This window comes from Sphingobium chungbukense (genome assembly GCF_001005725.1).
GTDB classification, from domain to species: Bacteria; Pseudomonadota; Alphaproteobacteria; order Sphingomonadales; family Sphingomonadaceae; genus Sphingobium; species Sphingobium chungbukense.
On the sequence record NZ_LBIC01000001.1, the window covers coordinates 831,888 to 855,016 of the forward strand.

A 23,129-nucleotide genomic window follows, 5' to 3' on the forward strand; every position below is an offset into this window, starting at 1 on the left:
CGTCAGCGGTCTATACCCAACGCCTGCACAATATCATCCCATGCGACCAGCTTGAAATTCTGGGCGGCCGTGGCGTTGTGGCCATCCTGCGCGACGAAGAGGCCGCCCGGATAACCAGGGCCGAAATCGCCCAGCATCAGGTCGATGCCGTCGGTTTCCTCCGACCCGCCGATGGCGCCGTCGACCACGCGGAAGCGGCCGGCATAGCTGTCGTCGCTCAGGCGATAGGCGACATAGGCGTTGTCGCCCTGGCTGGAAACGAGGACATAGCCGTCCTTCTCGCCCATGGGTGCTATGGCGACGCCTTCGGCGTCCATGACAAGGTTCTTGCCGTCGGCGGCGGCGATCTTCGTGGGGGCGATCGAGCCGGTCGGTCGGGCGTCGAAGCGCCAGAGGCCGACATCCTCCTCCGCCACATAGAGGATGCCGGTACGGTCATCGACCGCGCAGCCTTCGGATTGGGTGCCGAGTTTCATGGTGCGGACGATCTTGCCCGAAGGGGCCGCGCCGGAGGTATCGAGCGCGATCTGGTTCACCGTGCCGTCCTTGAGCACGACGAAGGCGTAGGTCGCTTCCGGCGCGCGATAGAGGCAGATCCCATAGGCCTCGCCCGCACCCGCATCGACTTTGCCCAGCGCAGAGAGTTTGGCGGTGGCGGGATCGAGGCGGAAGAGGGCGAGTTTGGCATGGGCGACATCGTTGCGGTCGCTGGCGACGACGAGGATGCCGTTCCGCCCTTCGATCGTCACGCCGTCGCGCAGGTCGACATTGTTGACCCGGCCGGCATCGAGAAAGTCGCGGGTCTTGCCGTCCAGGCCGTAGACATAGAGCCCGGCCTTCTTGTCCGTGCCGACGATCAGGCTTTGCGCGGGGTTGGCGGCGTTGCGCCAGATTGCCGGATCGTCCGCCGCGTCCGCATTGGGTGTGCCGACCGGCGCGGTTTCCCCCCGTGCCGTGACGGTCGTGGCCGGGGCGGCGTTGGCGATGCGCTGGGCCAGGGGCGGTTCGGTCGCCGTGGCGGCGCAGGCACCGAGCAGAAGGGTGGCACAAAGGGCAGCAGATGGGCGGTTGGTCATGGATGTTCCCCCGTTTCGGGGCGCCTCTTGGACGCGCTCCATGACGGCAATGTGACAGGCTGGGCGCAAATATCGGTCTCCATGTCACTGATCTGTCACCATAGTTTCATGCGCTTGTATTCCGCCCGCCCTAGGAGCCCCGCCAAGCCATTTCGACAGGCTGGTCCAACAGGGGGATATCATGCAGCATAAATCCGTCCGGCCGCGCGCCGGCGCCAAATTCGTTCGCTTGGGTCTGGCATGCGGTATCGCGGGCTGGGCGCTGGCATCGTCGAACGCCATGGCGCAATCCGCAACGTCGCCCGCCGCCGTTGAAGAGGATATGGGCCAGATCGTCGTGACCGGCACCCGTCCGATTGCCGAGTCCGAAGCCGCCGCGCTAGAGGTCCAGAAGAATTCGGATTCGCTGGTCACGGTCGCCGCGTCGGATTCCGTGGGCCGGCTGCCCGACCAGAATATCGCACAGGCGGCGAGCCGCCTGCCCGGCATCAGCGTCGAGCGCGACCAGGGCCAGGCCCGCTACATCAACCTGCGCGGCGCGCCCAAGACCTGGACCACATTGTCGTTCGACGGCATCAATGTGGTGAGCCCGGAAGGCCGCGACGCCCGCTTCGATTCCATCCCGTCCGCCATCGCGGGCAAGATCATCGTGTCGAAGGCGGTGACGCCCGACATGCCGGGTGAAACGGTCGCGGGCAATGTCAACGTCATCACCCGGTCGGCCTTCGACTATGACGGCTTCCATCTGGCGGGCAAGGGCGGCCTTGGCTTTGCCGAACTGGGCGACAAGCGGGAATATGAAGGCGCGCTGGTCGTGTCCGACCGCTTCCAGACCGGCATCGGCGAGATCGGCGTGCTGCTGTCGGGCAGCTATTACGAACGCAACATGGTCACCGACAATTTCGAGACCGACTATGAGCGGGTGGGTGCGCAGGACAGCCGTCCCGGCAACGAGACACGCTTCTGGGCGCATGAGGCGGAGAACAAGCTGTACCGCCTGACCCGCAAGAACTGGTCCGTTTCGGGCCGGGTCGACTGGAAGCCGGACGCGCAGAATACGGTCTCGCTGCGGTCGATCTACACCATCTTCACCGACGACGAGGCGCGCGACAATTACCGCTTCGACCTGGACGACCGCCAGAGCGACGGCTCGACCTCCTCGGCGGCCTGCACGATCACGCCGAACGCGACACCGACCAACAGCGGCTATGCCGATGTCTGCATCGGCAACACGCCGCAGCAGGGCACCGTCTACGGCATCGACATCCGTCAGCGCTCCACGTTGCGCGCCTACCGCCAGTCGGTCTTCACCAACACGCTGGCGGGCGACCATGAATTCGCCGACGGCTGGAAGCTGAGCTGGGTCGGCAACTATACAGAATCCAAGGATGACCGTTCGGTCGTCGGTGAAGCGACCTGGGACAGCCCTAGCACGCGTAACCTGCGACCGACCGTCGCCTATGATTTTTCCGACCCGAACCTGTCGCGCCTGACGCTCTACCGCACGTTGCAGCTTGCCAGCCCGACGCGTTACACCGCCGGGGCGCAGGTCACGGATGTGGACAGCTTCACCAAGCCGCTTTCCGGCTTCACCGTGCTGGACGCGGTCGACACGACCAAGGCCTATACCGGTCGCCTGGTCCTGGCGCGCGAACTGGAGCATGCCACGCTGAAGGCGGGCATCCAATATGACCGCCGCACCAAGGTCGCCGACGAACAGCAGATCACGCTGAGCGCCGCGCAGGCCGGAACGATCATGCCCACGGACTATAACCAGTTCTCGCTCGACCAGAAATTCCTGGGCGAGATTCCGATGGGCTACACCTTCCATTATTTCGACACGGACAAGATGCGCGCCGCGTCGAAGGCGGCGCAGGCGGCCTTCTCCTTCGCGCCCAACACCGGCAATAATTATGACGTACGGGAAGAAATCATCGCCGGTTACCTGATGGGCACATTCCGCTACGACTGGGGTTCGGTCATCGGCGGCGTGCGCGTCGAGCATATCAAGAATCGCGGCTCGGCCATCGGCACCATTGCGGGCGTCAGCGGTCTCGTCACGGCGGAAGCCACGCAGACGCTGGCCTTCCCCAGCCTGCACATCAATTACAATATCGACGACACGAAGAAGCTGCGCCTGTCCTTCAACAGCGGCGCCGCGCGCGCCGACTATGACCAGTTGCGTCCCAATGTGGTCGTCAACGACAGCAACGAGACGATCTCCGGCGGCAACCCCGCGATCAAGCCCGAGCGCGCCTATGGCGTCGACGCCTATTTCGAATGGTATCTGCGTCCGCAGGGTTATCTGATGATCGGCACCTTCTACAAGAAGATCGAGGATTTCCTCTACACCTCCTCGCGCACCTTCAACTCGGCCGCGCTGAACAGCAACGGCATCGACCGGTCGGGCTATACGTTCAGCGGCCTCGTCAACGGCGGTTCGGGCCGCATCTACGGCCTGGAAGCGGCCGCGCAGTTGCAGCTTGAGCCATGGACGGACAGTCTGGGCCTGCCCGAATTCCTCGGCGGCTTCGGCGTGTCGGCCAATATCACGCTCAACAATAGCAAGGTGAATCTGCCGGGCCGCACGCTCCGCCTGCCCGGCACGTCGGACTTCGTCTACAATATCGGCGGCTATTACGAGAAATACGGCCTGTCGCTGCGCCTGCAATATCAGAACCGCAGCAAATGGCTGGATACGGTCGGTTCGCTGGCCGATGGCGGCGACACTTATTGGGACTCGGACGACGAGCTGGATTTCTCGGCGCGCTATGCGGTCACGAAGAATTTCGAGATCTATTTCGACGCGTCGAACCTGCTCAACCATCCGGGTCGCCGCTTCTCCGATCCGGGCAGCCTGCTGCGCGCGAGCGGCGTGCAGGCGCCCAACAGCAGCAACCAGACGATCGAGTGGGAACGCTTCGGTCGCCGTTATACGGGCGGCATCCGGTTCAACTTCTGATCCGGCGGAATGGGATTGAGAAGGGGGCTGCCTGGGGGCGGCCCCCTTTTTATTGGATTCCAGGATGCATAGGATTTGGCCGAAAATCGTCAGTTGCGGATGCGTGAATCCTCCCCTCCCCTGAAGGGGAGGGGCTTAATGGCAGCTTCACCCCAGCGGGGCGCTAGCCCAATGCCTTAGCCTCCCGTAAAGCGCCGCGATCACGCCGAAGAAGGCGATCACCGAAAGCACCACGCCCCAAGGATTTTCCGCCACCAGCGCCAGCGGCGCGTCACTATCTGTGGCGGCGACGATCCCGGCGAAGGCGACGCCGAACAGGCTTTCGCCCACGATGAAGCCGGTCGCCATCAACACGCCCATGCGCTCGGCAAATTCGGGGTTGGACTGGCGCAGCGCCCAGCGGTTGTAGAAATGCCCAATCAGCGCGCCGACCGGGATCAGCAGGGTCAGCGCCATGGGCAGGTAGATGCCCATGCCGACGGCGAGCGGCGGCAGGCGCAGCTTGCCCGCCTTGCCCAGCGTTTCGTCGATGGCCACCACGACCACGCCGATGCCCGCGCCGAAGCCGATCAGCTTCCAGTCGAGATCGCCGCCCAGCACGCCCTTGGCCAACGCGGAGATGAGTGCGGCCTGCGGGGCGGGGAGGGCGGTCGCTTTGGCGCCCGGCGCGCCTGCGAAGCCGAAGGCGCTGTTGAGCAGGTCCAGCACCGGCGGGATCACCAGGGCGCCGAAGATCACGCCCAGCACCAGCGCGATTTGCTGCTTCCAGGGGGTCGCGCCGACGAGCTGGCCGGTCTTCAGGTCCTGCAAATTGTCGTTGGAGATGGTCGCCACGCCGAAGACGATGGCGGTCGTGAACAGGGCATAGGCGATGAGGGCCTGGCTTTGCTTCGGGTCGCCGCCCGATCCGTAGATCGCCGCGAGGATCAGCGAGGCGCCCAGCACCGCGAGGATGCCGACGCCCGAGATCGGGCTGTTCGACGCGCCGATCAGGCCCGCCATATAGCCGCAGACCGAGGCGATGACGATGCCCGCGACCAGGATATAGACCAGGGTCAGCGCGATGATCGGTACCGGATTGGCGGCGATCGGCCCACCCTGCGCGAAGACCCACAGCAGGATGGCGATGGGGATGAGCGAGGCGAGGATGGTGCCGCCGACGATGCCGATGGGCAGGTCGCGTTCGGTAAGGTCGAGCAGGCCTGCATTGCCTGCCTTGCGGACCTTGGCGGCGGTGAGGGCGGAGCGGATGCCGCTGATGATGGGACCCAGTATCTTGAGCAGGGTCCAGATCGCCGCCACGCCGATCGTGCCCGCGCCGATGAAGCGCGCCTTCATGCGGAAGGTGGTGCCGACGATCTCCGAAAGGTCCGCGCCCGAAGGGAGCGGGGCGGTGAGGTACGGTACCAATCCGACCCAGCTTATCAGCAGGCCGAAGAACATGGCGACGCCCACCGACAGGCCGACCAGATGGCCGACGCCGATCAGCGCCATGGAAAAGCTGGTGGAGACGCTGGAGGCGCCCGCGCCGAATTTGAAGAAGGTGGCGGCTTCCTCCGCGATCAGCCTGGTCTTGGCGAGGATCGAGAAGGCGGCGGCGGCGACCGAGCTGGCGATGATGGCGGCGAGGCCGCGCTTATTCTCTTCCAGCCCTTCGCGGGAGCCCGCGCCCACCTTCAGCACTTCTGCGGCGGCGACGCCCTCCGGATAAGGCAGGTCCGATCCCGTCACCAGCGCGCGGCGCAGGGGCACGGAATACATGACGCCCAATATGCCGCCCAAGGCGATGGTGAAGGCGGACAGCCAATAAGGGAAACCCTGCCACCAGCCGATGATGACGAGGCCGGGCAGCACGAAGATGATTGCCGACAGCGTGCCGGCAGCGGAGGCGATGGTCTGGACGATGTTGTTTTCGAGGATCGTGCCGGTCGCGAACAGGCGCAGCACCGCCATGGAGATGACCGCCGCCGGGATCGAGGTGGCGAAGGTCAGGCCGATCTTCAGCCCCAGATAGACGTTCGCCGCGGTGAACAGCAAGGTGATCAGCGCACCCAATATGACGCCGCGAAGCGTCAGCTCCGCCATGGGGGCCGCTCTGGCCGAATCACTTGTCACTTGTCTGTCCCCTTGCCTGCGGCTGTTTTATAAACGTCCGGTAATAATGTTGCTTGGGTTTGGATCAATCGGAAAGTGCGCCCGCATGCCTCAGGAGGAGGAAGCGGGTTTGAGGTCGCCGGCGATGACTGCATCCAGCCAGGCATCGACCAACCGGGTCCAGAGCGTGTAGCCGCGCGGATTCATGTGCAGGCCGTCGGGACGGAACAGGGATGCATCGGGCAGGCCGTCGGGGGCGAGCAGCACGCGGCCGACATCCAGATAGTCGAAGCGCGCCATCCGCGACCGTGCCGCCACCGTCATGTTGACCGCCGCCATTTTCGGCCAGAGCGTCCAGCGGATCGGGCTGGGTTTCAGGGACAGATAGGCGATATGCGCCTTGGGATAATCGTTTCGGAGCTGCCTCAACAGGATGAGCACATTGTTCGCGACCGCGGCCGGGGTGGCGCCGGCGGCCAGATCATTTTCGCCGACATAGACGAGGATGGAGCGCGGCTTCGCCTTGGGCAGCAGGCGCTTGTAATAATGCAGCACGTCGGGGGTGGTCGCGCCGCCGAAGCCCCGATTGACTGTGCCGATGTCCGGGAAACTGCCGGGAATGTCCCACAGGCGGATGCTGGAGCTGCCCAGGAACAGCGTGGCGTCGGCGATGGCGGGGCCCGTCTCGTTGGCTTTGGCGAAGGCCTCTATCTCCCGCGAGAAGGGGAAGGCGGGATCGGGATTGACCTTGACCGCCGGGGTTGGCGTGGCGGCCTGCAACAGGCCGCTGGACGCAAGCGGCAGGGCAAGGCCGAGCAGCGCCCGCCCGAGCTTAATGCCGATGCAGCGGGCGGAGCTGATATTTGCCGTTCGCATAGGTGCCGAACATGTCGGGAATGGCGGGATGGTCGACGGGCTCCTCGCTGTCGTCCACGATCAGATTCTGCTGGCTGACATAGGCGACATAGCTGCTTTCGCCATTTTCGGCGAGCAGATGGTAGAAGGGCTGGTCCTTGTCCGGTCGCGCCGCTTCGGGAATGGCCTGATACCATTCTTCCGTATTGGCGAAGACCGGATCGATATCGAACACCACACCGCGAAAACCGAAGAGCCGGTGCTGCACCACGTCGCCGATGCTGAAGCGGGCGTGGACGATGGGCGGGGCGGTGATATCGGGTCCGAAAATCTGAATCGCGTCGTTCATGGGTGCAATTTAGGATGCTTGCGGTGCGAAACAAGAAAAATGCTCGCCGCCGCTTGGCAAGGTGGAAATCATTCGCTAATGGCCGCCGCTCGACCGGGACGGCGCGCGCCGGACCTTCTGCGGAGAGGTGGCAGAGTGGTCGAATGCACCGCACTCGAAATGCGGCGTGCCCGCGAGGGTACCGAGGGTTCGAATCCCTCCCTCTCCGCCAGATACCCCTAATCAAGCAATTTCAACCCCTCTCAAAGGGGCTGATTTGCGTGCCGTTTCCTGTTATGTTCTCTCTCATGTTCTCTCACCCCGTCGTCATCCAATCGCGGGGTATCTGGGGGCACAATGCGGGGTATGGGTTCAGGAAGGTCGGGGTATAGATGCTCACCGATGGACAGGTTCGGAAAGCGGCGCCGAAGGACAAGCCGTATAAGCTCGCCGACAGTGGCGGGCTCTATTTGTATGTGGCGAAGAGCGGCCTGCGCTCGTGGCGAATGAAGTTCCGCTTCCAAGGCAAAGAAAAATTGCTGACGTTCGGCCCATACCCCGACGTCTCTCTCGCGATTGCCCGGGACAAGCGCGACGAGGCCCGCCGCCTGCTGCGTGACCATATCGACCCGTCCGGCTCGCGGCAGAAGGCCCGTGAGATGGCCGAGGCGGAACGGATCGAGCGCGCCCGGAAGCTCACATTCGAGCAGGTGACGCGGATCTGGCATGAGGTGCAGGCCCCGCGCTGGGCACCCGTTCACGCCGCCGACGTCATCACCAGCCTGGAGCGAGACGTCTTTCCCGACATGGGCGGCCTGCCGCTCGACGAGATCGACGCCCCCATGGTGCTGGCCACGCTGCGCAAGGTCGAGGCGCGGGGATCGATCGAGACAGCGCGGCGGCTGCGCCAGCGCATCTCCGCCGTGTTCTGCTATGCCATTTCTGAGGGAACTGCGGCGAACGACCCGGCCGCCATCATCACCAAGGCGCTGAAGCCGCTGCCCAAAAAGGGCAAGCAGCCCGCCATGGTGAAGCTGCCCGAGCTGCGCGGCGTGCTGAGCGCAGCCGAATCGTCCGGCGCGTCCCCGGTGACGAAGTTCGCCTCCCGGCTGCTGGCCCTGACGGCGGTGCGACCGGCCGTGGTGCGCGGGGTATCATGGGATGAATTCGAGGAGATTGACTGGTCGGGCAACCTGATCGGTCCCACGCTCCCCATCTGGCGCGTGCCAGCCGCCCGCATGAAGCTGATCCTCGACAGGAAGGACGAGGAATCATTCGAGCATGTCGTGCCGCTGCCTTGGCAGGCGGTGGATCTGCTGCGGGAGGTGCGGCGGCTCACCGGGCGCGGCAAGCTGGTGTTCCCCGGGCAGCGCCATGCGCATCGGCCTCTCAGCGAGAACGCGATCGGCTATCTCTATAATCGGGTCGGCTATCATGGCCGCCATGTCCCGCACGGCTGGCGCGCATCATTCAGCACCATCATGAACGAACGCCACCGGCCGGACCGGGCGATTATCGACTTGATGCTGGCGCATGTGCCCTCGAACAAGGTCGAAGCCGCCTATAACCGCGCCCGGCACATGACGCGGCGGCGCGAGCTGGGACAGGAATGGGCCGATCTGCTGATGGAGGGGCTGCCCCCCGCTGCGGCGCTGCTGGACGGGCCGCGCCGGTGAAGCGCTTTCGCTATGTGATGCCGACGCGCAAGGGACGCTGGCTGCCGACGAAGGAGGCCGCGCAGGACGCTGCGGCAAAGGCTGGCTTCGGCAGCCGGTCGGATTATGATGATCCTGATGGACCACGCCGGGCGACATTCTTCGCCGACCCGCTGTTGCAAATCGAGGAGAAGACCATTGACCCCGCTCGAACGCGCCGCGCGCGCCCTGTGTAGTCTCGAAGGCCACCCTGAGAATATCAAATTTGAGGGCAAGCCGATGTGGCAGAGCTATCTGCCAGAAGCGCGGGCCGTCATCTCTGCGATCAGGGAGCCGAGTGAGGTGATGATTAAACGCGGCGAAGCGGCTGCATGGGATGATGCGAATCACATGCCCGCCGTTCGCGCTGTCCCTGCGGCTTGGTCCGCCATGATTGACACAATGCTGGAGGAAAAGCCCTGATCACCGCCCTCATTCTCGCCGCCACCGTGACGGTTGTAGACGGCGACACCCTGCGAATCGATGGCGAGCGCATCCGCCTGCTTGGAATTGATGCGCCCGAGATCCACGGCTGCCGGCAGGGCAGGGTGTGCGTGCCGGGCGATGGCAATGCGAGCAAGCGCAGCCTAGAGGCGATGATGGGCGGCGCGGTGAGCGTCCAGCGCGTCGGGCAGGACCGCTACGGCCGGACGCTGGCGCAGGTCTATGTCGGCAGCCGGAACGTCGCCTGTGAGCAGATCAGGCGCGGGCAGGCCGTCTATGTCGAGAAATGGGACAATGGGCGGCGGCTGGCTGCGGACTGCCGGTGAAGGACGCCATTTTCATTGCGGAGGCGGTGATTATCGGCGCCCTCGTCCTCTATGGGTCGGCCCTCTCGCTTATGTCCGCCGCGCGCTGGCTGTTCAGCTAGGGCGCGCAGCGTTCACCATCGCCTCGCAGCGCCGGAAGATGCCGATCGCCGCGGACATCCGGTCGTTCGCCTTCGAGAGCTGGCCCGTCTGCCCGACGAAACCCTGAGCCCAGCCCTTGGCGACGGCCTCCCACATATCGCCACGCGCCTTATCGGTCAGCGGCGTGGGAACATCCTGCTGCGCCGGCAGCGGCTCGCCTTCGACGCCCTGCTCCCACTCGGGCGGGATCAGGTCAGCGCAGCGCGCAGGCGGGGTCGTTACGATATTCCCGGCGCACGCAGACATCGCGAGCGACAGCGGAATGGATAGCAGCAGGATCAACCGCATAGCCGACTTCCTCTTTCACGGTGGCGACCGCCGCATCAATGGCGGTTTCGGCCTTGGTCTGGTTGGAGATGTCCGAGACGGCGCCCTTCGCTGCGTCGGCGATGGCCTCGCTCGATTTCGTGGTCTGCTGCGCCTGCTCGCGCTCCCCGCCGCGCAGGGAGCAATAGCCGACCGAGAGCAGGATCAGCACCAGCATCGCGGTAAGCGCCCAAAGAACCGGCTTGGCGGCGCGCGGGCCGACGATTGAGGCCATCATCTCAATCATGCTGCCTTCTCCTCCGCTTTGGCCTTGGCGACCTGTCTGTCCTTCAGTGCGATTGCGCCAGCGGTAGTGCCGATCAGCGTGGCGATGCCAGCCGGATAGGCGAGACAGAAGCCTTCCAGCGATGCTTGAATGACGCCCGTCGAAACGAGGGCGGGGACCGATACGGTGAAGACGACCGTGCCGAATGTGCCCAGCACGCGCTGGACCTCGAACTCGCCGCTGATGCCCTTGAGCGCGTTGAGGATGGTCACAGCACCCTCCCGAGCCAGCCATAGGTAAAAGCGCGCTGCGACGGGTTCGCTGATGCAATTTGCTTGTATCGCACAGCCTGGTCACCATTGAGCGCCGCCAACAAGCGCGTTTCGCCTTCCGCTCCGCGCCATTCCTTCAGCTTTCGCAGCGCCGCCAATGTCACCGGGCCGATCTGCCCATCTTCCTTCAGGTCAGGCCCAAGCCGCTGCCCTTGATTGAGAGCATTGAGCCATTCCTGAAACCATAATGCGGGGCGGGCAGGCCCCATGTTGACGCCCGTGTCGAACAGCTCTTCCCCGATCCGGGGATAGATCTCCGCGACCGCTGCAAAGCCCGGCTTGATGGCATATTCGCTGCGATAGATGGCGACCGCCTGAGCGCGCGTCAGGTTGCGCATGTCTCCGGTGTAGCCGTTATCTCTCGCGACCCGCTCGGTAATGCCCCAATTGGTTGGCCCGCCGCGATCTGCCGGATGGTTGACGTATCCGCCCTCCTTGCCGATCGTGGCTTCGATCATGCTCTCGATACTCATCACTCACCCCCAATGGGTCGACGCCCGACTGCGATGTCCTGAAGTGTCCGTTCAGCGCTCAACTCGGTTTGCACCTCCTCGCGGAGAGCCGCCTTGCGCTGCACGACGGACTCCATGAGGACGGCATCGACCTGGCGCAGGAAACGGTCGGTGTAGAGTTTCACCACGCGATCAGCGCCGACTGTTGCCGCCGCCGTGAGCAGTGCGGCGGCTTCGCCATGCACGCCCGCCTGATTGACAATCCAATAGGCGATAAGCGCCACCATCGGGAGCAGGAGAAGGTCGGCGAGGAAGAGCACCGGCTTGATGCGGATGCCCTTCTTGATCAACAGCGCGTATTTCGCGGCCAGGCCGAACGTCAGCCCGACCGCGATCCATCCGTATTTGGCGATGGCTGCCTCAGCCCATGGCGTCATCGCCTGCGTCCCCTGTTGTGTGATGGTTGCCCCGTGCATGGCGCCGGCCGCTCAGTTGGCCCGGCAAGTGGCGTAAACCGCCTTGCCGTTCGGGTCGGAGCCATTGGCTTTCCACCAGAGGTCGAAATACCCGTTCGCCGAGCCCGCAGGTGCGCCGATCAGGAGCCGAGAGGGCGCAATCGACGGGTCCGCAGGCGTCACCCCGCACCAGTTATAGTCCGTCTGGGTCGCGAACCGGATGCGGACAGGGCCATACTCGGTGCCGCTCACGAAACCCAATCCGGTGCCGAAAACAATGGTGAAGCCAAACTCTCCGCGCTGGACGATGCAGCCGGTGCCGCAGCTACCGCTCGCGATCGAAGGCGTGCCGGGGTGGCTGATGATGCCGCTGTTCTCCATCCGCCCGCAGGTGCTGCCCGGCAGATAGTTGTTGGAGCAGGTGGAATATCCCCCGGTCTGACCCGTCGTGTTGATCACCCCGCCCAGCTTGGCATTGAATTGCGGGCCATTAATGGCGCCCGTGATCGGGGCCGCCACAAAGTCGATCGTGCCGTTATCGAGAGCAGCCGCGAATCCCAGGGTAAAGGCAGGGGCGCCCGTGATGTTGACGGAGAGGCCTTCAATCTGGATGCCGCCGCTGTTCTGGGCCAGGAAGGCGGCAAGCCCGCCGCCGGTGATGTTCAACGCCGTGTTCGAAGGGCAAAGGCTGGTCGGGCAGGTAACCACCTGAGCGCCGCCATAGGCCCAAATGAGGGGGAAGCCGGGCGCAGCCGCTCCGAGGGTGACGCCCTCCTTAATCCCGATGAAGCCGGTCCCACGAACGAGGATCGGAGCCCCCACCGTGCCGCTTGCCTGAAGGGTCACGTTATGCAGTTCGACAGCAATCGGCGCGTAATAGACCTTCACCGCCCAATCGTTGGTCGTGCTGATCGTGCTGCCGTGCCCATCAAAGGCGACGTTCGCGATGCCGCTACAGAAGGGCGTTGCGGTCGAGAGCAGCCCGCCGGTGAAGGCCAGCCCCTGCGTATAGGTTTGTCCGGCAACGCCGTGGATGGTCGGCAGGACGGTGTGGTTGTAGTTGACGCACAGGTTCTTGGTGACCTGGGGGATCGTCTTGCACGCCGCAGCGCCGGTTCCCGTGCCGCAAGTGTCGCTGTCAACGCCCGCGACCGCGTCGACATAGAGGTCGACCGCGGCGGCTTCCTTGGAGATGAACGGCCCCCGATTGACGCCATTGATCCGCGCATAGAGGCCGTTGCTGGTCGTCCACAGGTCGCCATTCACCGGACTAGACGGAGCCGCGCCGGGTTTCACATTCAGCAGGTTGACCGACGCTTTGCCGGTCGAGCCGTTGATGCTGAACGTCCCGCCGGCGGGTTCGCGCGGCGTACCGGACAAGGTGGACGTAGCCGACCCCACTCCGCCAGTGTTGGAGAAGATGGGGCCATTCGCCAGCGCCGGATTAGCCAGCGCCATGGCGAGGATCGCAAAAAGGATCTTACGCAATTTTCAATACTCCTGCGGAAAGATAGGGGCGACCGGAGCCGGGGGCGGGAATGACGTCGCCGTCCGCCTCGTCGGGAAGCGCGAAGGCGACGCCGCCGGTGAGGATCGACGCGATGAAGGTTTCGATCGCCTGGAGCGCCTGCTTGGCCGTCTGATTGTCGGGGATGATGGTGCCCGTGAATGCGCCGAGGTCGGCCGCGTCTGCCGCAACACCAAGGGCCGGGGTGCTGGTCAGATACGAGACGAAGACATAGGCCCCGGTCTGAACGATGTAGAGCGACCGGAAGTGCGACCGGCTTTCGTCATCGACCACCTGGACATAGGTTCCATCGGCGATCCCCGAGAGCGCAGAATTCGCCAGCGCCTTGGTGTTGAACGTGTTCGGCAGAGCTTGCATGGCGACGAAGTCGGCCACTTGATCCCGGTAGCCGAGCGCACGATCCGCCTCACCGTTCGCCCGGTCCGCTTCGGCTTCGGCTTCCGCCACCCGCGCATCGAGGGTCGCCAGATCGGCAGGGGTCAGGCCCGGTCCGCGAAGCCCGCGAACCTGCCCGGCGAAATATTGAAAGCTCATGGCAACGTGACTCCCGGCTCCAGAAGGAAATTGCCGAGCGCCAGCTTGTCCTGTGCTCCCTCGGCATAGGTGATGATGATGTCGTAGGAGAACAGGTCGGCCTCGCCGGGCTCAGGGGCATTGAGGCCTGTCGGGAAGGCGGCGACCCACTCGCGGAGCATCAGCGGTGTGAGGCGAAGGCAGCGGCGCGCGCCTGGCTCGCTCGGGTCCAAGTCCTCGAATGCAATCGGATTGAGCGTCACGAGCGCATCGCCGGGCGCGCCGGGATAGAGGCGGACCTGCATGGTGATGGTCGCGCCCGCCAGCGGTAGCTGCCCACCTTCGTAGAACAGGTCTATCGTCGGCGCCCACGCGATATTGCGCGAGGCCGTCAGGTCGAGTCTGGCGGTCATGGTTTCTCCGGTGATGAAGAAGGGTCAGGCGGCGGAGCGCGTCGTCAGCTGGCCGTCAAATGACGTCATATTCGAACACGAAGATCATCCCCCGGTTCGCGGTATCTGATGTGTTCCAGATCAGCCGGGCGCGGTCGTTCGTCGGGTCTGCGAAGAAGGCGGCGCTCTGGCCTGGCACCACTTCGGAAGCGGCAACCCCGCTGCACTGGTAGATCGTCGTGAAATTAGAGGCGATGGGCAGGCTAATGCCCAGCTCCACCGTGCCGCCTGCTGTCGGGTCAACGTCCACGCGCCCCGAGACGCGCACGACATCGCCGATGCGGGTATAGCGGCACTGATAGGCGGTAGACCCAGAGACGTTGGTGACATTCGTCAGGGTTGGCGTGTAGGTGCCCGAGGCCAGCACCGGGATCGCGTTTTCAGATGCAATGGTGACGCGACCATAAGCGTCGACTGTGATCGTCGGCACCTTGATCGCGGAGCCATAAGAGCCTGCCGTGACGCCGCTGGTCGCCAGCGACAGGGTGCGGTCTGTCGTGAGGTTGCCCCCGCCGACGAGTCCGGCGCCGGTGGAGATCGAGCGAGAGGTCGCCACGCCGCCGAGGTTCGACAACGCCGCCGCCGCTGAAGTCGCTCCGGTGCCGCCGTTGGCAATACCCAGCGTCCCGCCGAGCGTGAGCGTCCCAGCTCCGGTGATAGAGCCTCCAGTGAAAGAGAGGCCCGTCGTGCCGCCAGAAGCATCGACGCTGGTTACAGTGCCGTTCGTCGATGATGTGCCGGCACCAATCGCTGCGCGGAAAGCCGCTGCGTCCAGAGCCGATACTGAGTTGTCGGCATTGATACGGGGGAATCGGATCGCCCCGGGATTGGTGAGCGTCAGGAATGCGCGGCCGACCGTGGTCGAATCTGCGATGTCCTCCGCGTCCACCACGGCATAGGGCAGATCGTTCCAAGCGTTCGCGCCATTGCCATATTTGCGCTTGCCTGTGTCGGTTTCGACCGCAGGCTCTCCGGGACCCAACGTCGGGTTGACGGTCGACCAATTCGTCGCAGTGTCGCGCCGAAGCTGGAATTTGACGGTTGCCATTCTCAGACCTCGGTCGTGGCGTCGCCGCCGTCGTAGATAATTTCAGGCTCCTCGACATCGACCGGGCCAAGGATCAGCCTTTCGCCCACGATGACGCCGATCCGATAGCTGATCGCGACCTCATAGCTGCCAGCCGGAACCGGCATTTCCTTGCGGGTGACGTCTTCTGGCTCGATCGATGCGCCTGTCCATTCGGCTCCGCCGATCAGGCGATATTCAAAGACCACACTGTCGACAGTATCAGCAGGCGCTGCACCAACGACGACCAGCGAGGGAACGGTGCCGCCGCCGCTGCTCAGCGTCCAGTCGTCCGCATCCGGGATCTCCGGATCGCCGCCGCCGCCATTCTGCCAGGACGAATTGTCAGCCTCGCCATGTTCTATCAACGTCGGCGGCGGTGGCGCGGTGCCGGTCATCCCCAGCGCCAGCGCGTGCTTTCCGTTGGTCTCGGTTTCAAAGGTCAGCGTTACAACGCCGGTGGAGATGTCCTTGCTGATCGCGGCGACGACGCAGAGGTGATCCAGCCCGGTTTCCGGGTCGACCACCTGATAAGCCTCGCCAAGGCGCACATCCCAGAGGCGAGGTTTGCACGGGATCGTAATGCCGGACAGTTCCCGCCGGTTGAAAAGTTCATAGGCGGTAAGCTGGGCGGCCTGATCCTTGTCCGTCACCAGTTCGCAAAGATATTCCTCTTCCTTCGGCTCGCCATCGAGGGCGATGTAGCTTTCGAAGCTGACGGCGTCAGACTGCACATATTCCCACTTGTTGGCCTCGGAGCGATATTTGGGCACCATCGTGTTGATGCGGTCGCGATAGGTCCGCATCCCCGGCACCAGGCGCTCGCCGTCGGCGAAATCCGCCGCGGTGATAGTGTCGAGCGCCACCTTCGGAGACTGGAAGCGGACGGACAGCAGGCCGCCCGAAATCACCGGCACGCCGCCGCCGGCCGCGCAGATCCGCTTCAGGTTGTCCCACAGGCTGATGCCCGGGCCATCGAACACCGTGCCGTCGCTGTTCCAGCCGTTCGCTTCGCAGATATTGGCGAAGGCGACCCATTGGGGCCAATCGAAAGTATCCTTCGGGAAGCCGCACCCGATCACCTTCATCGTCTGCTCGCCGGTGGCCGTGTCTATGGCATAGCGCCCGCGCGCATAGGTGATGGCGTTCAGCGCGGCATTGCGGTCAAATTCGAAGCTGTCCTCGTCGTCGAAGCGATGATCGCCCGCGCCGCCCGAATAGGTGCTGTCCTTCCGGGGGTCATAGACCCGGGCGAAGCGGGCGACGATGCCGAAAGCCGGGATGCCGTTCGCCCAAACTTTATTGTCCCGGTCGAACTTGAAGCTCAACATGCTGGCGGCCATGCCGGACAGCTTGTGTGCGGCACTCCAGTCAGGCACCGCTCCCCACGGTCCGGCGAGAGCGTCCGCTTCCGGCCGATGGCCCATCTGATGGTCGGCATAGAGCCATGACGCATAGTAGCCGAGCGCCGAAGTGCCGGCGAAACTGACCTCCTGCCAGTCCATCAGCAGGGCTTCGATTCCGTCGATCGGTCCGCCGCCGCTCCAGACAAAGACCTTCGACAGGTAGGGGTTCTGCGTCTTCTTGACCTTGCCGCCGTAACCGACATCGTGAAGTTGGCTGCCAGCATAGAAGCAGCGGCCGACGCCGTAGGGGATTGGCGAGTTTGCGCCGATCTGGACCGTGTTCACCGCGCCGATCGCTCCGGGCTTCTTTGCCGTCAACTGGGCGCCGAGCGATGCGGCAGCAGCAACGACGGTCGCGACCTGCGCGACGGTGGAGATAGTCGCTGTCGAAATACCGGCGACCGCTCCGGTCGCGCCCGTCGCACCGGCCCCAAAGACGCCAGCCCCGGCCGCTGCGCCGACGCCCGTTGCGACGAGCGCAACCGCGCCTGCAATCATAGCCACCTTCGCGAGGGTCTTGGACATCAGGCCCTCCAGGCGGCTTTGATTTCGAGAGGGATCAGATTGACCATCGTGTCGCTGTTCTCGTGCCAGCCGATGACCTTGTGACCGACGCAGATCACGGCGGCGTCCATGCCGCTGTCGCCCTCCAATATCGCAATGTCGCCGGGCAGCATCCGGGCGTGCGGGATGCGCGGAAGGATGCCATCGAAGATCTGCTCCATCCCTCCTGCCGCCTTCAGCGCGCGCACGGCGCCAGCAAGCGAGCGATAGCTGGGCAGAGCCGGCGGCTTGTGGCCCATCTGGAGCAGGTGGAAGCGAGCCATGCGCACGCAATCCGCGCTGGCAAAATCCAGCCTGCGCCCGCGATATTTCGCCAGCGTCTTTTCGAGGGCGGCCTGCCGCCTGAGCATGTCGGTCATGAGTTCGGTGTCGCTGCACCCCATGCGGTCGAGCGAGGCATACCAGTGGCGTTGGCCATTCCCTTCTCGCCCGGATAGCAAGCCTGATGGAAACGGTCGTTCAGCGCGTTGCCGCGCATCACCATGAAAAGGCGCTTTGCCGCGCTCTCAAATTCGATGTCTACAGACCTGCTGCCCTTGGCGACCTTCAGCGTGGCGGTGTCGATCGCGAGATCGGCCGTCAGTTCGGGCGTGCCAGTCACAGAGCCGGTCGCTGCATCCAACTCGCCAAGCCAAAAGCGCATCCGTGCGCCCTGAAACGAAGGGTCGGTCAGGGCGGTCGCGGCAGATGACGAAGGAGGCAGGAACGTCAGCTTCCCGCCTGGTGCTTCGTCGCCGGTCTTTTCCTCGAAGGTTTCTGCGGCGCTGACCGTTCCGAAAAGATCGTCGATGCAGTCGTATTTCTCCCCAGCCCAATAGACGAATCCGCCGTCACATAGGCGAACATCATGGTCGGGAAGCTCGATCTTCATCAGCGCGACAAGAGTCAGGACGCGGGCTGTAAATGCCATCACCGCGCCTCATGAATTTCGAAGGACAGGCCGATCATGCGTTCCAGCGCGATCTCCCAGGAAAGCTGATCTCCCATGATGAAGCCTTCGATCATTGGCTTCGAGATATGCAGTGTGTCGCCGTTCGCAGGTGCTGCTCTCAGCATCTGGGTCAAGGCGATCGTTGCGCTCCCCGAGGCATCGGCAACCGCAGTCGTCGCGATGAAGTCGAAATAATGCTGACCGGCGATCTCAATGCTGAAAGGCTGACCCTCGTAAAATGCATAGTGCGGCGTGCCGCCCATGATCTTCAGCGACTTCCCAGCCTGTCCGGCTCCGTCGACGACGAAGCTGCCGGGTGTGCCGGGGTAGAAGTCGAGCAGGGGATATTCGATGCGCGCGCCCTCCTGCTGGCCCTTGATCAGGCGGTTGACCCAGACCCGGCCGTCCTTCCTGTTTTCCAGCGGCGGCATATTGACGGTCACGGCATAGCGAGAGCCCAGCCTGTTGATGCGCTGCACCTGGGCCCCGCTCGACGGCTCCAGAAAGCCACCGAAATCAAGCACCCTCGCAGACACTGACCGCGGGCCGGGCCAATCAGGAAGATTGATCATGGAATGGTCCGGCTCTGTTTACGGGCAAGGGCGATTTGCGCGCCGGACGACCCCATGTTCCCGCCCTGCACCATGGCGACCGTGCCAATGGCATTCATCTGCGCGAGCAGATCCTGCGTCATCACCGCCCCGCTGAGATCGAAATAGAGTTTGTTGCCGCTGCGGCCCGGCTCCGATCCATTCGCATGGACATAGCCCGAGCGAGAAGCCGTGAAGAGTTCCGGGCCGCGCTCGCCAACAACGTAGGACTTGCCGGCCGAAACCGGACCGCCCTTGGCGCGGAAGCCCGAAATCGGTGTGAAGTTGGAGAACCCCGTTTTCATCTTGCTGCCGAGCAGGCCCGTCCCGGCGATGGCCCCGAAGGCATTGAATGCGGCGGATAGAATGTCCAGCACCCCGCCGCCTTTGATAGCGTTGGCGAGGTTCGACAGCGCATTGAGCGATTTGTTTGCCATATCGACGAACGCCTGTCCGGTGGCGGCGGTGCTGACCTGAAGGCTGTCGGCTGCGCGCTTGGCGGTTTCCGAAACGGTTGCCCAGGCATCATCCAGCGCGCCGGGCACCGCAGTGATGTTGCCGAGTGCTGGCGAAGTTTCTTCTTTCGCCGCATCCTGCGCGTTCAGCACGCGGTTGATCTGAGCATCCAACGCCGCCTGCCGCACACTGGGCGAAAGCGTCTTGTCGTTCTGGAGGGCGATCAGCTTTGCCATCTCATCCCGAAGCTGGGCCGTCTTCGGGAACAGCTCGTCGATGATTCCGCCAACGCGCTGCGCCATGGCGCGGAAGGCATCGCCAGCCTTCTGCGTCGTCTTCTGCGCGGGATCGACCATCAGCTTGTCGAGCCGAGCCATGTTCTGGCCGATCTCGTCGACCATGTCGGGAATGTAGGAGTGCCCGACCACCGCGTCATAGAGTTCGAAGAACCACTGGCCCACGGCTTTGATCTTGCCCTGCAACCAGTCCCAGACCCGCCCGAGCTTGTCGACGATCCATGACTTCACGCCATTGTAGAGCTTGGCGAGGATCGGGCCGATCAGATCCCAATTCTTCCAGGCCAAATAAACTGCACCGACCGCCGCAGCGACAGCGGCGAGGGGAATGAGCACCGGCGAGAGCGCAACGATCAGGCCCCCCAAGGCAGGAATGATGCCGGCTGTTATTACCGACACGACGGTCCCTATGGCAGCAGCTACCGGGCCGATAATCGGGAGGAGCGTGCCAAAGGCAGAGACGACAGCCCCGATGCCGATGATGACCGGCCCGAGCACCGCCGCGAGGCCGCCTATGATGGTGCCCCACTTCAGCAGTTCGGGATTGGTTTCGGCCAGACCGTCGACGAAGTTGCCAAGGCTCGTCACCATCTGCGTCACGAACTCCAGAATGCCCGATTGGGCGATCGTGATCGCCAGCGTCTCGACGGCGCCCTTCAACTGCTCCATCTGGCCATTGAAGCCTTGGAGGCGCTTCGCCGATTGCGCGGCGGCATCGGTCTCGGCGATCTTGGCTTTGATGGTGTCGATGCCCTTAGCACCCTGGTCCATCAGGCCGATGGCAGTGCGCATCGCGTCGGTGCCGAATATCGTCTTCAGGACGTCGGTTTTCGCCTGGTCATTGAGGCCGCCGAGCTTCGTCCGTAGCTGTTCCGCAATATCCGCCATCGAGCGCAAATTGCCCTGCGCGTCGTAGAACTGGAGGCCATACTGCTTGATCGCCTCAATGGCTGGCTTCGAATTACCGGGCAGGGCAAGTAAGAAAGTTTTGAAGCTGGTGCCTGCATCCGAGCCGCTTGCGAAGAGCGACGAGGTGCCCGCCAGCACAGCGTTGAAGTCTTGGAAGGACACGCCTACCGAACCCGCAACGCCGCCTGCCTGCGCGATGCCCTGCGAGAAATCGACGAAATCCAGCTTCGACTGATTGACCGCCCCGGTGATCTGGTTGACCGCCATCGGCAGGTCTTTGGCGCCGATCTTGAATTGCGCCATGACATCGCTGATCGCCTTAGACGCAGGCGTCAGTTCGGAACCGGCCGCCGAAGCCAGATTGACCGCCGCTGTCGCCGCGCCTTCAAGAATCTGCTTTGCGGAAAGGCCATTCTTCGCCAGCTCGTCCATGGCGTCGGCCGCATCCGTCGCGCCGAAGACCGTGTCCTTGCCCAGCTTCAGCGCCAGGTCGTTCATCGCCTTCAATTCGGCGGCGGTCCCGTTCGTCGAGATTGCGACCTTGTTCATGCTGGATTCGAAGTCGCCGCCCATCTTCAGAATCGCGGCGGCTGCACCAGCGACGGGGAGCGTGACATAGGTGGTCAGGCTCTTGCCGATGCTGGTGAAACCGTCGGCGGTCTTCTGGATCGACTTCTGCGCGGCTTTGAGGCGCTTGTCGGCCTCGCCCAGCCCTTCTTGGAAAGCAAGGCTATCGAACCCGAGCACATAACGCAGATAGCCAAGGACAACGCCCTGGCCTTGTCCCTTTGCCATGCAACAACCTCATGATATTTCGGGGCTATGCGCTACCTGACCGCCACGATTCTGCCGCTCGCCCTCCTGGGAGGGTGCGTTTCAACCGCCGAAGTCCGCGAGAAGCCGATTGCGTTCGAGGGATCGAGCGTCCGGCCTGTTCGGGACGTCGCTGACTGCGTTGCCGCGTTCATGCGGCAGGGCCGGGCGGGGCTGGTGACGACCGACCCGATCGATGCTGGCCTTTCGGTGGCATTGAATGTTCGAGGGCAGTTCGGGAACATCGTCTTCACCGTTGCCGACATCATCCGGCAAGGCGAAAGCACCCATCTGACTGTGCGCGGCGTGGGCGGGAAATCGAAGAACCCCGAAAAGGACTATGCCCCTTATGCCCAGTGCCTGAAGGCCGCTTAATCGGCCTTCTTCGCTGCATCCTGTCGGGCCTTGAACGCCTGCATCATCGCAAGCACTCCCATGGCGCCGGACTTATTGGACCGCCCCTCGCTCTTCTTGATGTAATAGGCGGCGTCTCGCAGGATCTTCTGCCGAGCCATCGCTTCAGTTTGGTGCGCGAGAATGATGATCCGCTCTTTGTTACCGCGCGCCCGGCCGCGCATCACATTCTCGTAGGAGCGGAAAGTCTGCGACCAGAAGGCGGAAGGGTCTAGCCCCTCCGCTGCCCAGTTTTCTTGGGCTTTGTCCCAGTCCCAGGCTTCGCGCGCACCTTTCCCTCCGCACTCGCGTCCGGCTTCGGCATGGATGCTTGCATCGCCTTCGCCAGTGCCTCGCCAGCACCCTCGTTTCCGAGCAGCCGATTAGCCTCGGCGCGGCTGGTGTCGGGATGATGCGCTTGAAGGCCGCCGAAGAGCAGAGCGCCCAGATGTTTGATGCGCGGCTGCTTCACGACAAGGCCGGTCGCCGGATCGATCTGGGGCGAGACCGCTTTGAGCAACGAATCCAGATCCATGTCGGTAGCCTCTTCGGCTTCCGCATAAGCGTTCAGGTCCATGACAAGGCGATAGGTTTTGCCCGAGGCCGTGAAGGAGGCCTCCCCCTTTCCGATGTTCGACATTACGGGCCGACCGGCGCCTCATAGGCCTCGACCTCTTCGATCGTCACGACGCGGAAAGTTGCGGTCGCCTCCATCACGCCATCGGGCGTCACCTCGCCGCGCTCATAGTTGATGCATTTCGCGGTCAGGGCGATCTGCGCGACCGGCGCGCCGTCTTCCGGCAAAACGACCTTCATATCGCGAACGTCGCCGGCCTGGCGCGCCGCTTCGAGCAACGTGTCGGTGGTCGAAAGCGGGCGGCTGTTCAGCGTCACCTCGAAATCGCTGTCGGCATAGAAGGTGCTGACATATTCGCGGCGCCAGTTGGGCGATTTCAGATGCGTGGTTTCGACCTGATCACGCTCGCCGCCGCCCGGGATCTGAAACGACTTGACCTGATTGAGTTCATAGAGGGCCGTGCCGTCGTTCAGCCAGACCTCCCCCATATAGCCAACAGTGGCCTCCTGCGTTTCCGCCATTTTAATCTCCTCGATGCCAAACGATGAAATCCACCGATTGGCGGTGGATGAAGGTGCCGCTGGATTGCGCGTCTCCGCCCGATCCGACGGTTTCGCCAAGATCGCGCTGGCCATCGACCAGAGCGTTGCCGAATTTCTTGCCCGACACGGTGGCAGGATTTTTCAGGACCGCGATAACGGCGCGGGCGAGCGCGAGAGCCTGCATCATTGTCTCTGCCCAGCAGTCGCATTGCAGCCGCGTCGCTCGCGCGCCGTCGAAGCCTTTCAAATGAACGGGGCGTGGATCAGATACGACTTGCAGCGTCACAGCAGGCAGCAGCTCTCCCTGCGGCCTGAGCCCCCAATTCACGCGCTGATCCACAATGCAGCTGACAGCCGGATCGGTCAGCAGCCGGGTCGTGACCCCGCCATAGAAATCCATGG

At 63.7% G+C, this 23,129-nt stretch carries 28 protein-coding genes and 1 tRNA gene; 7 read left to right on the forward strand and 22 right to left on the reverse strand.

The genetic code is table 11. The features are described from left to right. Positions 1–2: 2 nt before the first annotated feature. Positions 3–1,076 carry a phytase gene (locus tag YP76_RS04105; protein WP_046762284.1) on the reverse strand — a complete coding sequence of 358 codons (1,074 nt, stop codon included), beginning with the start codon at positions 1,074–1,076 and terminating at the stop codon, positions 3–5. 181 nt (positions 1,077–1,257) lie between these two features. Between YP76_RS04105 and YP76_RS04110 the strand changes: the two genes are divergently transcribed. Beyond that, positions 1,258–4,038, forward strand: coding sequence for a TonB-dependent receptor (locus YP76_RS04110; RefSeq protein WP_052757282.1), 2,781 nt, complete (start codon positions 1,258–1,260; stop codon positions 4,036–4,038). A gap of 147 nt (positions 4,039–4,185) precedes the next feature. On the opposite strand, the gene YP76_RS04115 is transcribed toward YP76_RS04110, so the two are convergent. The 3 genes from YP76_RS04115 to hspQ form a co-directional block, all read right to left on the reverse strand. Continuing rightward, positions 4,186–6,123, reverse strand: a complete 1,938-nt coding sequence (locus YP76_RS04115) for an OPT family oligopeptide transporter (RefSeq protein ID WP_408640426.1) — start codon at positions 6,121–6,123, stop codon at positions 4,186–4,188. A 120-nt stretch (positions 6,124–6,243) separates the two neighbouring features. Beyond that, a complete protein-coding gene (locus YP76_RS04120) occupies positions 6,244–7,008 on the reverse strand; it encodes a GDSL-type esterase/lipase family protein (protein ID WP_046762286.1) in 765 nt (254 codons plus the stop codon). Beyond that, entirely contained in the window at positions 6,965–7,336 is a 372-nt protein-coding gene (gene hspQ / locus YP76_RS04125; protein WP_046762287.1) for a heat shock protein HspQ, read from the reverse strand. Before hspQ ends, YP76_RS04120 begins: the two co-directional genes overlap by 44 nt. Positions 7,337–7,457: 121 nt before the next feature. Between hspQ and YP76_RS04130 the strand changes: the two genes are divergently transcribed. The 5 genes from YP76_RS04130 (at position 7,458) to YP76_RS04150 (ending at position 9,779) form a co-directional block, all read left to right on the forward strand. Further along, a tRNA-Ser gene (locus YP76_RS04130) sits at positions 7,458–7,547 on the forward strand. A 160-nt stretch (positions 7,548–7,707) separates the two neighbouring features. Beyond that, positions 7,708–8,991, forward strand: a complete 1,284-nt coding sequence (locus YP76_RS04135; RefSeq protein WP_046762288.1) for a tyrosine-type recombinase/integrase — start codon at positions 7,708–7,710, stop codon at positions 8,989–8,991. Then, the gene (locus YP76_RS04140) at positions 8,988–9,206 is read left to right on the forward strand and encodes a hypothetical protein (RefSeq protein WP_046762289.1); all 219 of its coding nucleotides are present in this window, start codon (positions 8,988–8,990) and stop codon (positions 9,204–9,206) included. Before YP76_RS04135 ends, YP76_RS04140 begins: the two co-directional genes overlap by 4 nt. Then, positions 9,169–9,432 carry a hypothetical protein gene (locus YP76_RS04145; RefSeq protein ID WP_157035642.1) on the forward strand — a complete coding sequence of 88 codons (264 nt, stop codon included), beginning with the start codon at positions 9,169–9,171 and terminating at the stop codon, positions 9,430–9,432. The genes YP76_RS04140 and YP76_RS04145 overlap by 38 nt, the downstream gene beginning before the upstream one ends. 26 nt (positions 9,433–9,458) lie before the next feature. After that, complete coding sequence (locus tag YP76_RS04150; RefSeq protein ID WP_232307435.1) at positions 9,459–9,779, forward strand: thermonuclease family protein; 321 nt, start codon at positions 9,459–9,461, stop codon at positions 9,777–9,779. A gap of 93 nt (positions 9,780–9,872) precedes the next feature. On the opposite strand, the gene YP76_RS04155 is transcribed toward YP76_RS04150, so the two are convergent. Genes YP76_RS04155 through YP76_RS04220 form a run of 14 tightly spaced genes read right to left on the reverse strand, consistent with a single transcriptional unit; the run spans position 9,873 to position 21,197 of the window. Then, positions 9,873–10,166: a hypothetical protein gene (locus YP76_RS04155; protein ID WP_046762292.1), complete on the reverse strand. Its 294-nt coding sequence runs from the start codon at positions 10,164–10,166 to the stop codon at positions 9,873–9,875. After that, positions 10,114–10,473: a hypothetical protein gene (locus YP76_RS04160; RefSeq protein WP_046762293.1), complete on the reverse strand. Its 360-nt coding sequence runs from the start codon at positions 10,471–10,473 to the stop codon at positions 10,114–10,116. Before YP76_RS04160 ends, YP76_RS04155 begins: the two co-directional genes overlap by 53 nt. After that, positions 10,470–10,724 carry a hypothetical protein gene (locus tag YP76_RS04165; protein ID WP_046762294.1) on the reverse strand — a complete coding sequence of 85 codons (255 nt, stop codon included), beginning with the start codon at positions 10,722–10,724 and terminating at the stop codon, positions 10,470–10,472. The genes YP76_RS04160 and YP76_RS04165 overlap by 4 nt, the downstream gene beginning before the upstream one ends. Then, positions 10,721–11,257, reverse strand: coding sequence for a glycoside hydrolase family 108 protein (locus tag YP76_RS04170; RefSeq protein WP_046762295.1), 537 nt, complete (start codon positions 11,255–11,257; stop codon positions 10,721–10,723). Before YP76_RS04170 ends, YP76_RS04165 begins: the two co-directional genes overlap by 4 nt. After that, on the reverse strand, positions 11,257–11,673 hold the full coding sequence (locus YP76_RS04175; RefSeq protein ID WP_157035670.1) for a hypothetical protein: 417 nt from the start codon (positions 11,671–11,673) through the stop codon (positions 11,257–11,259). Before YP76_RS04175 ends, YP76_RS04170 begins: the two co-directional genes overlap by 1 nt. A 51-nt stretch (positions 11,674–11,724) precedes the next feature. Further along, complete coding sequence (locus tag YP76_RS04180) at positions 11,725–13,179, reverse strand: hypothetical protein (RefSeq protein WP_046762297.1); 1,455 nt, start codon at positions 13,177–13,179, stop codon at positions 11,725–11,727. Continuing rightward, the gene (locus tag YP76_RS04185; protein ID WP_046762298.1) at positions 13,172–13,753 is read right to left on the reverse strand and encodes a hypothetical protein; all 582 of its coding nucleotides are present in this window, start codon (positions 13,751–13,753) and stop codon (positions 13,172–13,174) included. Before YP76_RS04185 ends, YP76_RS04180 begins: the two co-directional genes overlap by 8 nt. Beyond that, a complete protein-coding gene (locus tag YP76_RS04190; protein WP_046762299.1) occupies positions 13,750–14,145 on the reverse strand; it encodes a hypothetical protein in 396 nt (131 codons plus the stop codon). Before YP76_RS04190 ends, YP76_RS04185 begins: the two co-directional genes overlap by 4 nt. A 55-nt stretch (positions 14,146–14,200) precedes the next feature. Beyond that, a complete protein-coding gene (locus tag YP76_RS26455; RefSeq protein ID WP_052757283.1) occupies positions 14,201–15,232 on the reverse strand; it encodes a hyaluronate lyase N-terminal domain-containing protein in 1,032 nt (343 codons plus the stop codon). Positions 15,233–15,234: 2 nt separating this feature from the next. After that, a complete protein-coding gene (locus YP76_RS04200; protein WP_052757284.1) occupies positions 15,235–17,181 on the reverse strand; it encodes a phage tail protein in 1,947 nt (648 codons plus the stop codon). After that, positions 17,181–17,579, reverse strand: coding sequence for a DUF6950 family protein (locus YP76_RS04205; RefSeq protein WP_046762617.1), 399 nt, complete (start codon positions 17,577–17,579; stop codon positions 17,181–17,183). The genes YP76_RS04200 and YP76_RS04205 overlap by 1 nt, the downstream gene beginning before the upstream one ends. Then, positions 17,576–18,091 (reverse strand): hypothetical protein, encoded by a 516-nt coding sequence (locus tag YP76_RS04210; protein WP_232307436.1) that lies wholly within the window; start codon positions 18,089–18,091, stop codon positions 17,576–17,578. The genes YP76_RS04205 and YP76_RS04210 overlap by 4 nt, the downstream gene beginning before the upstream one ends. Positions 18,092–18,129: 38 nt before the next feature. Beyond that, positions 18,130–18,675, reverse strand: a complete 546-nt coding sequence (locus YP76_RS04215; protein WP_232307437.1) for a hypothetical protein — start codon at positions 18,673–18,675, stop codon at positions 18,130–18,132. Between the two features lie 44 nt (positions 18,676–18,719). After that, complete coding sequence (locus YP76_RS04220) at positions 18,720–21,197, reverse strand: phage tail tape measure protein (protein WP_046762302.1); 2,478 nt, start codon at positions 21,195–21,197, stop codon at positions 18,720–18,722. A gap of 27 nt (positions 21,198–21,224) precedes the next feature. Between YP76_RS04220 and YP76_RS04225 the strand changes: the two genes are divergently transcribed. Beyond that, positions 21,225–21,590, forward strand: a complete 366-nt coding sequence (locus YP76_RS04225; protein WP_046762303.1) for a hypothetical protein — start codon at positions 21,225–21,227, stop codon at positions 21,588–21,590. On the opposite strand, the gene YP76_RS04230 is transcribed toward YP76_RS04225, so the two are convergent. Genes YP76_RS04230 through gp17 form a run of 4 tightly spaced genes read right to left on the reverse strand, consistent with a single transcriptional unit; the run spans position 21,587 to position 23,127 of the window. Then, positions 21,587–21,793, reverse strand: coding sequence for a hypothetical protein (locus YP76_RS04230; RefSeq protein WP_046762304.1), 207 nt, complete (start codon positions 21,791–21,793; stop codon positions 21,587–21,589). The two genes, YP76_RS04225 and YP76_RS04230, sit on opposite strands and share 4 nt — an antisense overlap. A 47-nt stretch (positions 21,794–21,840) precedes the next feature. Then, on the reverse strand, positions 21,841–22,248 hold the full coding sequence (locus YP76_RS04235) for a hypothetical protein (RefSeq protein WP_046762305.1): 408 nt from the start codon (positions 22,246–22,248) through the stop codon (positions 21,841–21,843). Next, positions 22,248–22,706, reverse strand: coding sequence for a phage tail tube protein (locus tag YP76_RS04240; RefSeq protein WP_046762306.1), 459 nt, complete (start codon positions 22,704–22,706; stop codon positions 22,248–22,250). The genes YP76_RS04235 and YP76_RS04240 overlap by 1 nt, the downstream gene beginning before the upstream one ends. Before the next feature lies 1 nt (position 22,707). Continuing rightward, positions 22,708–23,127, reverse strand: a complete 420-nt coding sequence (gene gp17, locus YP76_RS04245) for a tail completion protein gp17 (RefSeq protein ID WP_046762307.1) — start codon at positions 23,125–23,127, stop codon at positions 22,708–22,710. Between the last annotated feature and the right edge of the window lie 2 nt (positions 23,128–23,129).